Source organism: Pseudomonas sp. 44 R 15, assembly GCF_900004965.1.
Classification (GTDB): Bacteria; Pseudomonadota; Gammaproteobacteria; order Pseudomonadales; family Pseudomonadaceae; genus Aquipseudomonas; species Aquipseudomonas orientalis_A.
This window is the reverse complement of the sequence record NZ_CVTU01000042.1, coordinates 20,414-30,710: the sequence shown is the minus strand read 5'-3', so window position 1 is coordinate 30,710 and position 10,297 is coordinate 20,414. Positions and strand designations below refer to the sequence as shown.

Genomic DNA, 10,297 nt, shown 5'->3' with positions numbered 1-10,297 from the left:
TCCTACCCTCTTGTCTTCGGCCAAAGTACAACCAGCCCCACAGGCTGCAATCGCCGTAGACTAACGTGGTAAAGAGATTTCAAGTCGTCAGGCTCCTCCAATATCTCTCGATCAATTGCTATCAACCGTTGCTCCATGTGCTTTCTCTCTGCCTCTACCTGCTTTTGTTCGCCCTTGGTGAGGGTTTCGAAATCGAAAGCTAGCTGAGGTGCTTTAAGTTGCAATTGCCGTTCAATTGCATCGCGCTGACGCTTGAGAATTTCTTCTAATTGCTGCGCTTCGTCTAGACCTCTTCGCTCAAGATCAAGTAATGCTTCTTGCGCGCGCGCATCCGCTTCAGCCTCAACATATTCCCACAGCTGACTGAACAGCGTAGGTGCTGCGGCGATTACCTTTTCTCTGACGCTGTCTGAAATCCCTTCAAGGGTTGGCGACTCAACGAGTACCTGCTCAAGGGAATCGAGCGCTCTTCTATCGGCATCTTCTGCAAAAGGTTTTAACGGGGAGTCACTTGTTTCAACCCACCGAGCGGCAACGCTGACCAGTTGATCGTGCAAGCGCGCTGCACCTTTACCAAAAAGCGATAGCCGCCCAAAGACGATGACACGGATTAGGCTATCGTTACTACGAACAATCGTGACTCGATTGAGATCGTGAGATGAATAACCTTGCGAAAGAAATCGGCTGAATACTCGCTTCACTAAGGGGTGTGAAAGGTGAAGCTGCACCGCCGCACTGTTCATTTTCGGTGGTGGTTCAAATAGCACCGGTAGCGGATCTTTTGCGCGCCAATCACTGAAATACTCATCTCGACCACGCGGTACTCTGAGGCTGTCGACTGTACCGGCCCAGGATTCTGGAAGCACCGGAAGCCTGAATGCTTCAGCACCTGGAACAGCGCCTGGCGCTGGTATCAAAGGTGCTGCACCGCTGAGTTCTAGCCCCGCGTTAATTACGTCGCGTAGGAGTTTTGGTTCATAAGAGGTCACTCTCTCGGAACGAGCCAATATCTCATCTAATTTTTCCAACTCTCCTGCCAATTCCAGTTGTGTTGAACGAGTTTGCTCTAATTCTTTAGCGGCAATTGCTTGCTGTTTTTTTTCTCGCTCATTTTCGTCTAGCTGTGAAACGGTGTTAGCGTGTATCCCTTCCTTCTCAAGTTGAGATTCGATGCGCCCCATTATGACCGAGCTAAGTGAGCCGAGTTCGCGCTGAATGGTATCGACTTTCTTAACTAGTTTATCGAGAACAATATCTTCCTCTCTGTCATCGTAGACAAAGTAGTGGCAACGCACTTCAGGCTCGCTTTGCAATGTTCTATCGATTCGGCCGTTACGCTGCTCCATACGCGCAGGATTCCATGGCACATCGAAATGAAATAGATCGGCACAATGCCCTTGCAAGTTCACACCTTCACGGGCGGCATCTGTTGCAATTAAAATGCGTACGGGATGTTCGTTAGGTGGGCTATTGAATGCTTGTTGAATCTCCGCACGTTTATCATCACCGAGGCCGCCGTGAAATGTCATTACGCGGCGGTGGCCATTTTGGGTGAGAGCTAATGCGCGTTGCAGCTGACGCTCGATATAGACTTTGGTGTCCATCGATTCAGTAAAAATAATCACACGTAGGCCGTTCCACGCTTTGCTGGCGGCATCCTCTGGCCCAAGCCCTGCTGCGGGGCACTGGTTTTGTCGAACCCATGACAGGAAACCGAGAATTTTTGCATCGGGATCATCTTGGTGTCTCTGCGCTAACTCGCTCATATCCATAAGAAGCTTGTGAGCTTGCTCACTGGGTGGCGCTAATTTGGCTGTTGCTGCCGCTACCGCTTCAAGCTCGGCAGCGTCATCTTCGATATCATCACCATAAAAATCATCTAGTTCGAGTTTTTCCGAACTTAATGTAGCGGCCTCTCTAAATGCTGTTACACCGATTTTGACAGCAACGTGTTTTTTCAATGTTTTGGTAAACGCTGGAACACTACTTAGCAAACGTTTTTGAAGATTGACCAGCGCGAGCCTGCCGCCTTTGCCAACCTCAGTACGAAGAACAGTGTACTGGCTCAGCATTGTTGCCAATTTCAGTTCGAAGGGTGCTTCACCACCGATATTTTGTACAGGGCTTGAAGCGGCATTTGAAGTTTCAATGCCCATCCAAGTTACTCCGTCATGCTTAAGGCTGTGCCGGACAACCTTACGCAGCGGGTAAGAGCCGCGACTCAGTACGTGAAGATCTTCTTTAAGTCTTCGTACCATGACAGCGTCACGCTGTTTTGCGTCTGTTACAGGTACGCCACGGGTAAAGCGCTGAGGATCAAGCAATTCAAGCAAAGAAGCGAAACTATTGGAGTGGCCATTATGAGGTGTTGCACTGAGAAAGAGGCGATTCTCGAATCGAGGCGCTACATCTCGAACTACTTTGGTGATATTAGAGTCTATAGCATATTTACCTGCTGATGACGGTGCCGCGACATGCGCCTCATCCAAAACAAGCAGACTACGCTTAGCACGATCCCCCAGCGTATTTAAAAGTGGTTCTCGATATTCGGGGCGTCGCAACAAATCGTGCGAGATAATAAAACGATTGTGTGTACTCCATGGGTTTACCCCGAAACCACGCTCTCGCCGACGTCGATCTACAAATGCTCGGTTCATGACTTCAAACTGAAGCCCAAAGCGTTTGAACATTTCATCGCGCCATTGAAGACATACAGACGCAGGACATGAGACCAGAATAAATTCTACACGCTGGCGAAGCAGTAGCTCTTGCATTACAAGCCCAGCCTCGATGGTTTTTCCAAGACCAACGTCATCCGCAATAAATAAGTTGGCTCGAGGTAAAGACAGCGCGCGACGTAACGGCTCTAACTGATGAGCCTGCAGCATGATCCCTGCTCGAAATGGAGCCTGAAACAAATTAGGATCAGTTGCTGTTACTGAGTTCCACTTAAGGGCATGCAAGTAGGCAGCAAATAGCCGAGGTTCATCTATATCACTACCTACCCCCCCCATCTTCTGATCAACAAGCTGCGCGCCAAGCTCCATTTCCCAAAGAACTTCAATAGGCTCGCCTTGATTGTCATCATCTAAACAGACTGCTTTAACTAGGGTGAGCTGACTTGGCTCAGGCGGAGCAACTACGTCCTCAACCAACCATTGACGATGCCGCAATCGAATTACATTACCAGCAACAGGTGCCTCGCGATTAGTACGACTGGTAGCAAAAAGCCCCTCTATTTGGAGATCGCTCTTTTCTCCGCCAGCAGCAGAAAACAAAGTGTCTGCCAGTTCCGTTCTGGATCGAGCTGAGTCGTCTAGACCATGTGCACGGCAAGCTCGACGAAGTTCATCTCGAGTCAAGCGGCCAAGTAAAGTACCGAATTTAATCTCAACTGCATTCAGCAAATATGCGACCTGCTGCTCACGAGCTTTTTCCGGCAGTGCTATGCCATATAAGCGAGCCACCTCAGAAAGACGAACGCGAGTAAGATCTCTAAGCAAAGTTTCAACTACTGGAATAATATTCAAAGCCCCTCACATAACATTATTAGTGAGCATTTCACCCATTTAAAAATTAGGCGACTTCTCTATTTTCTTAATACCGCTCCCGGCCCCTTCCCTGTTCCTGGATGATCCGCGTACTCGCCAATTAAATCTAAATACTTCAGTGGCACTGGCTTGCACCTTTCCGGCCCGGGACAATCTTTTCTCTTCTTTGGAATTAGCTGTAATGTTGTGCGTACATTTTCTTTAAAGAATTGCCTGCAAAACTCTAAACCAAATAATTCCCCAATAGCAGGAGGCACTGCATTTCCAATCTGCTTTATCGCTGATCGGCGACTTCCTGAAAATTCAATATGGTCAGGAAATGTTTGTATACGCGCCAACTCTCGGATAGATAGCTGTCTACTTTTCCAATGAAATGGACCAGTTGCTGGACCTGGTTGAGCCTGAATTGTCCAACTAGGCTTATTTTTAGAAAGCTTTAACAAAAAAGACCAAAAACGTGTGCGCCATCCAAATATTGATTTACCACCTGAGCGCTCTGTGTGCCACTGATAGTTTTGTCCTTCTGGTATTGACGGCAAAAGATCTTGCCACTTACCCTGAATATTCAAATCCTCCGACCATACTGCAGAATCAAGATCTCCAATCGCATCCCAAACAGTACGATGATGATCTGCCGGAGTTGTAAAACTTAACTCCTCATCTGACATGTGGGTTGGCTTCGGCAATTGAAACTCAAGACCTTCACGATGAGCAATTATAAATACACGCTCTCGAAGTTGCGGAACACCATAATCCGCCGCATTTAGATTAAATATTTGTGGCGAGTATTTGACCCCTGAAATCTGATTGATCTTCCCCAAACCCTCTAACAAATAACACATACCTTCATTTTTATTTTTAAAATTTATTCCCTTTACATTTTCTATTAGTAATATTTCAGGCAAAGCCTCACCCACCACACTCAAATATGCGGCAAGTGTATTTGAACGAGGGTCATCTAGCCTTGCAGAATCACCACTTGCCCAGTATCCAGATTTCGAAAAAGGCTGACATGGCGGGCCTCCTGCCAATAGAGTTAATTCCTTTGGCTTCAATCCAGCCTGGCGCAAAATATTCTCCGGCGTGAGTTCATGAATATCGCCAGGACTTGCTAGAGCCCAGCCAGGATGATTAATTCTAATTGTTTCTTGTGCGTCCTCGTCAATCTCAACACACAAGCGAACATCAAATCCCGCCTCAGCCAAACCAATATCAAGACCACCAGCACCGGAAAATAAAGATATTAGCGTCTTAACTTTCCGATTGTTTAGCCCGGATTTACTCATCTGTTAACTTCTCACAACCATCACGCAATAATTTTCTCATTATACCCCATTTATTAGTTTGATGCGTGCAATCTTTAAGGTATAAACCCAGAAAACATCAAGAATTAGCATGATCAGGTATCTCCCCACATAACGCGGACTTATTAATTCTTTCACTTAGAAGGCCATCGCTTTTTAATTCACTCGGCGCCTTCAGGAAGGAGTGAGTGCAGTACGGTTATTGCGCTGATACCAGTTCAACATGATGCATTCCCTCTAGTTGTGTAATCACTTCCATCAGACACTGCCATTCAAAACGTTTGCGCGTACGAGTGTTCAGCAGACACGCAAATTTATCCAGTTGCTCTTGACTATATGTCAACAAGTCCGCGCACTTAGTAAGGGACTGGCAGACCAGGCTATTGCTGCCACGCTGCCATCGTTGACGCGTGTCGCAGAAGTAGATCGCTCCCCCGTACTCTGGACAATCTCGGCGTGCTGGCCATCGCCCGCCTTGGTCATGAGTCATGCTTTTGCGCCCCCTCATCGGCATCCCGTTGATGCGCTATACCGAAGCCTTCCGCTGTCGCCATCGCATCGCGCATTTCCACAAGCATCAAGTAGCCCCTGGTACGTTCTATTATCGCGCCGACCGACTACGAGCCCTCACAGACAGTCAAAAATCACACATGATGTATAGCGGCACGACCTGGCTTGGGAGGAAGTTTAGATCGTCGCCCATGACCTCAATCCGCATTAAGTTCGTCAAAGGCTACTGTAGTTTCCAATACAAACCGCTGAAAGGAAGCCGTTTTTGGCACTTTTAGGTAATTTCTAAAAGCTATCAAAATCCGGGGTGCATTTTGGTTTTTCGGGAACACTTTAGATGATTTCATGAACAATGAAAAAACTCTCAAAAAATCAAAAGTTAAATCTATCAATCCCCCCGGCCCCTCTCAACATATCCAGCGCCAACATCCCTCGCTTGCTTAATAGCTCATCCAGGCCGAGTCAACGGTCAGTATTTCCTCACGACTAGGACGTGATTATTTCAACGATGTTCGAGGAAAGAAGCTCTATCTAGAGTTAACTCGTCAGTAGGCTGCTGACCAAATTGGCCGCCATCTCATCGCTGAACCAACCAAACTGACCTAGCATTTGGGTAATGAGAAAATAAAATGCCTAGTGCCGGCCTAGGTTCTGATCTTTCCTACTGGCATGAGAGAACATACGACACACGTTCAAAGGGCAGGACCTCCTCGATAGTTTCTCCGCAGGCGGTTCAATGGAAGCACGGTGTAAAAACAAAGAGCAAAAACCTCCCAGAAAAGCCGGTCCTTTACCGGAAAAATCAGGGAAAAATGAGGGAACTAATGGTTCTATAAAAACATTAAGTTGTTGATTTTAAAATACCTATATCGATAAAAAGCTGACCACAAGCCGACTTTTTCAACCGAATCGGCCAGAGGCGGACACTGGCAAATGGGCCCAAACGCATAGTCAGAGGCAGCGCAGCCTCGGAAAAATGTTGTCGACGTTTGGTGGCCTTGCTGGCTGCGTCCCCCTGCGTGCATCGCCTGCTTGTTTCCACCTCGCCTCGCTGACATCATCAAGCCATCACTTGGGATGAGACTTGTCATTCCACCCGTCCCGCAGGTTCCGCCAACTCCAAGGAAAACGCTACACATGACGCAGCCCCTCAAGGACGAACTTCAAACGCTGCTAAGCGGCCTCGTTACCTCCGATATCGTCGTAGCAAGCACCTCCGTTACCGCCTTGCTAAGCAGCGAGTCGATCCGCGGGAGCGACGACCGCCACATTGAAGGCCGGTTGACCATCCCCGAATACCAGCGCCCTTACCGCTGGCAGATCAAACACCTGCAACGCCTACTGAACGATCTCACCGAATACTTCTCACCGTCTGTGGGTGCATCGCCGCCTGAACACGACTTCTATCTGGGTAGCATCATCGTCCACCAATCGCGCCCGCCAAGGATGCGCACCGACATCTTGAACATCATAGATGGCCAGCAGCGCCTGATTACCCTGGCATTGCTGGCGCATGTGCTGAAGCAACGAGATCTCGCCAAAGGCATCGAATTGGCCTCTCCAGAGTCCCAGACCCGCGCCCTGGGCAATCTGCGCTGGCTTGAGCAACAGCCGTTGCCATCGGTGGACTTCTCTCGGATGAACATCACCTTGGTCGTCACCCGCAGTGAGGATGACGCCTATCGCTTTTTCGAGACGCAGAACACCGGCGGGGTCCGACTGGACGGCCCGGCGATCCTCAAGGCGCATCACTTGCGTGGGGTGTCGCGGCAGGAGCAGGACAAGCACGCGCGGCGCTGGGAGGCCTGGGGCAAGCTGGACGACACGATGGACGCGCTGATGAAGGCGCGTCACTGGCAACAGCTGAAGTGGCGCAGTCTCTCGAGCCACCGCCAGCCGCTGCAGATGCGTGAGGAGATCGTCGCGGAGTTGGCCGAGCGCACCGGGCAGGGCCTGGATGTGGCGTATCGCACCGCGCGGGTCAGCCATTTTGGCCAGGGCCAGGCTTTGCAGGTGGACAGTGGATACGCGATGCGCCAGCCAATCAATGCCGGTACCAATGCCATTCACTTCTTCGATTATTTCCATGAGCTGCGTCGGACGGTATTGATCAGGCGTGATGACGATAGCCTTGCTCCTTTTCATCAGCTCTACGACGAGTTGGTGGTTAAGGCCAACGGCAGCGAGTTTTTACGCAAGCTCTTTGACTGTGCGGTGTTGCTGTATGTCAGCCAGTTTGGTCGACAAGGGCTGTTGGAGGCGGGGTGCTGGTTGTTCAGGGTGATCTTCTCTCCGCGGCTGAGCAATGAAAAGGCCGTGCGTGAAAGCACAGCGCAGAGTTTTGCCGAGCACAATCCGGTGTTGGACTGGATCGCCTACAGCTACACCCATGACGAGCTGATCGAGACTTTGCAGAGGTTCGGTTATTCCATTGCCGAGCGACTGGACGAGAATAGTGTGAAGTACCGGTTCGTGCGTACTGTGCAGGCGTATTTTTCGATGGGCTTGAGCAAGCCGGGCGAAGCGCTGCAAGCGGACTTTGATGTTGAACTCAAGCAGGTCATCAGCCACATGCTCGAAAAACGCTCTTTCAACCAAGCAGGTGTGCAATGAGTGCCAGTGTCCGTTCCTACGTCCAGGCGCCAGCCTTGTTGTGCGCTGCAGAGATCATGCTGATCATCCCCAGCTACCAGCGCCCTTATGTCTGGCCAAGCGAGGATGTTGTTGGTCTGCTGGAGCAGATCATGGTGGCCTGCGACACCGACGCGCCGCATTACTATATCGGCACGGTACTGACGTCCGCCGTCACCACACGCGACTCAGGGCACACCCACACCCTCTATGAAGTGATCGACGGTCAGCAGCGCATGACCACCTTGATGCTGCTCGCCCTCGCGCTGACGGCGGTGGTGCCCGACAACGCGCTGACGAAGTTCATCGTATGGAACAAGCAGCCCCGGCTGACCTTTGCCATTCGTGACGAAGTGCAGCGACTATTTGCGGCGTGGGCCGGGCTTGAAGCCGAGGAAAATACGGGCAGAACCTCCGAGTCGGACGAAGCTTACATCAAGCACCTGGCCGCTGCCCGCAAGGCGCTTGCCGATCGGTTGGGCGCGTTGCGCAGCCAGCGGGGGGAGGCGTATCTGGCCGAGGTGGCCGAGTACCTGTATGCGAAGGTGCGATGGGTGAACAACATCATGCCCCCGGGCATGGACCTGAACCGACTGTTTTCGACCATGAACAACAGCGGCGTGCAGTTGGAGCACAGTGACATTCTCAAATCGCGTCTGCTGGCTGTGATCGAGACGCAGAAGCTGCGCTTCGATGCGATCTGGCAAGCCTGTGAAAACATGGAAGACTTCTTCGAGCGCAATCTGCGCAAGGTCTTCCCGGACGCGGATTGGAAGCGCCTGAAACAGGGTGACCTTGCCAGGCATTGTGTGACGACCTTCCCGCTCAAACGCGTCCCCGGCGGGGATGTGCAGGGTATGACCATTGCACAGTTGGCCAGATTGTCAGTGGTCGAATCGGACAAGTCCAAAGCACGGCAGGAGCCAGTGCGTTATTGCCGCCCGATCATCAGTTTTGGCCTCCTGTTGATGCACGCCTACCGCATCTATCTCAAGGAGCACCGCCAGGACGATGTCGAGGTGCGCCTGCATGACAGTCGGCTCAACGACTACTTTGCCGACTTCATCGGCCACGCCACCGAAAGACAGACCAAGGCCTTCATCGAATGCCTGTGGGCGGTGCGTTATCAGTTTGACCTGTGGGTAGTGAAATGGCTGCCGGAGACTGACAGCCAGGTCTGGAATTTGCGTCAAACCAGCGTCAGCCGAAGCCGCTCCGACAACGGCTGGCGGCTTGCCCGCACCCGGCTGGAAAGCAACGACCTGAGCCAGTTGCAGAGTGTCCGAAACTTCACCGGCGAGCGAAGTGCGCAGTATTGGTTAACGCCATTTCTCGGGGCGTTGGTGGCTGGCGAGGCAAAGACGCAAGCGCAGGTCGTGGCGCTGATGGAGCGCATTGATAATCAGCTGTCCCTGGCCGAAGACAGTCAGAAGGAAGCCAGCTTTGCGCTGTTGGCCGGTCATGACTTCGCCATGCAGGGTATCGACACAGTTATCGATGACTTGAAGGAGCCCAACGGTACTCGCTTCGAGCATTACTGGTTCCAGAAACTGGAATACATTCTCTGGCGAGAGCGCAGCCGTTTCGGTTTCTATGAAGCGTCGAAGCTGGCGGCCTACCGAATCACCTCGAAGAACTCTGTAGAGCATGTCCATCCCCAGCGGGAGGAGTTCGGCGTTGAGTTGGCCAAGGTTCACCTCGACAGCTTTGGCAACCTGGTGCTGCTGAGCCCTGGCGAAAACTCGTCCTACAGCAACCAGCGCGTCGGCAAGAAGCGAGAAGACTTCAAGGGCAAGCCCCGTTACGACTCGCTCAAACTTGCTCACATCTTCAGTGGCAAAGCCGAGATGGAATGGGATGCGCACGCTATCGACCGGCACCAGACGCAGATGTTGACGTTGATCAAGGAGCACTATAACGCGACGGGGACCTAAAGACTGCCCGGTGCGGCCCAGCTAGCATTGCTTGGCGCCGCGCCATTACCGAGCTTCGCCCGGTCCCACATGCCCAAAGGCATCACCGGGGTGGGACCGGGCGAAGTTCGGGAAATAGACGACGTAATCTCACACCAAGCATGCCACCGAGATGTCCGATTCGGGTAGTTCTCTGCCGATCATGGTTACGAAGCGTGCTGGTCAACTCCGATGCAATCGGTGGTCAGATCGAACGCAAACGGATGGTCAAGTGGAGTGCGATTTCGCACGGTATTCCAATTGGTATTCCAACTAAAAATAGAACCCAATATTAATGTTATGAGTCAATAGGTTACCGAACAGATCCAAATTACCCCGGCGCACCACT

Annotated in this window: 4 protein-coding genes; 2 read left to right on the top strand and 2 right to left on the bottom strand. The window is 51.4% G+C overall.

The window, feature by feature from the left end; translation table 11 throughout:
* Positions 1-2: 2 nt before the first annotated feature.
* Complete coding sequence (drmD, locus tag BFP93_RS04575; RefSeq protein WP_218061230.1) at positions 3-3,530, bottom strand: DISARM system SNF2-like helicase DrmD; 3,528 nt, start codon at positions 3,528-3,530, stop codon at positions 3-5.
* A gap of 59 nt (positions 3,531-3,589) precedes the next feature.
* Positions 3,590-4,837, bottom strand: coding sequence for a DNA cytosine methyltransferase (locus tag BFP93_RS27045; RefSeq protein ID WP_083205604.1), 1,248 nt, complete (start codon positions 4,835-4,837; stop codon positions 3,590-3,592).
* Between the two features lie 1,665 nt (positions 4,838-6,502).
* Between BFP93_RS27045 and BFP93_RS04570 the strand changes: the two genes are divergently transcribed.
* Both BFP93_RS04570 and BFP93_RS04565 read left to right on the top strand, forming a co-directional pair.
* Positions 6,503-7,978: a DUF262 domain-containing protein gene (locus BFP93_RS04570; protein WP_065892227.1), complete on the top strand. Its 1,476-nt coding sequence runs from the start codon at positions 6,503-6,505 to the stop codon at positions 7,976-7,978.
* Positions 7,979-8,034: 56 nt separating this feature from the next.
* Positions 8,035-9,930 (top strand): DUF262 domain-containing protein, encoded by a 1,896-nt coding sequence (locus BFP93_RS04565; RefSeq protein ID WP_176717548.1) that lies wholly within the window; start codon positions 8,035-8,037, stop codon positions 9,928-9,930.
* The last annotated feature ends 367 nt before the right edge of the window (positions 9,931-10,297 follow it).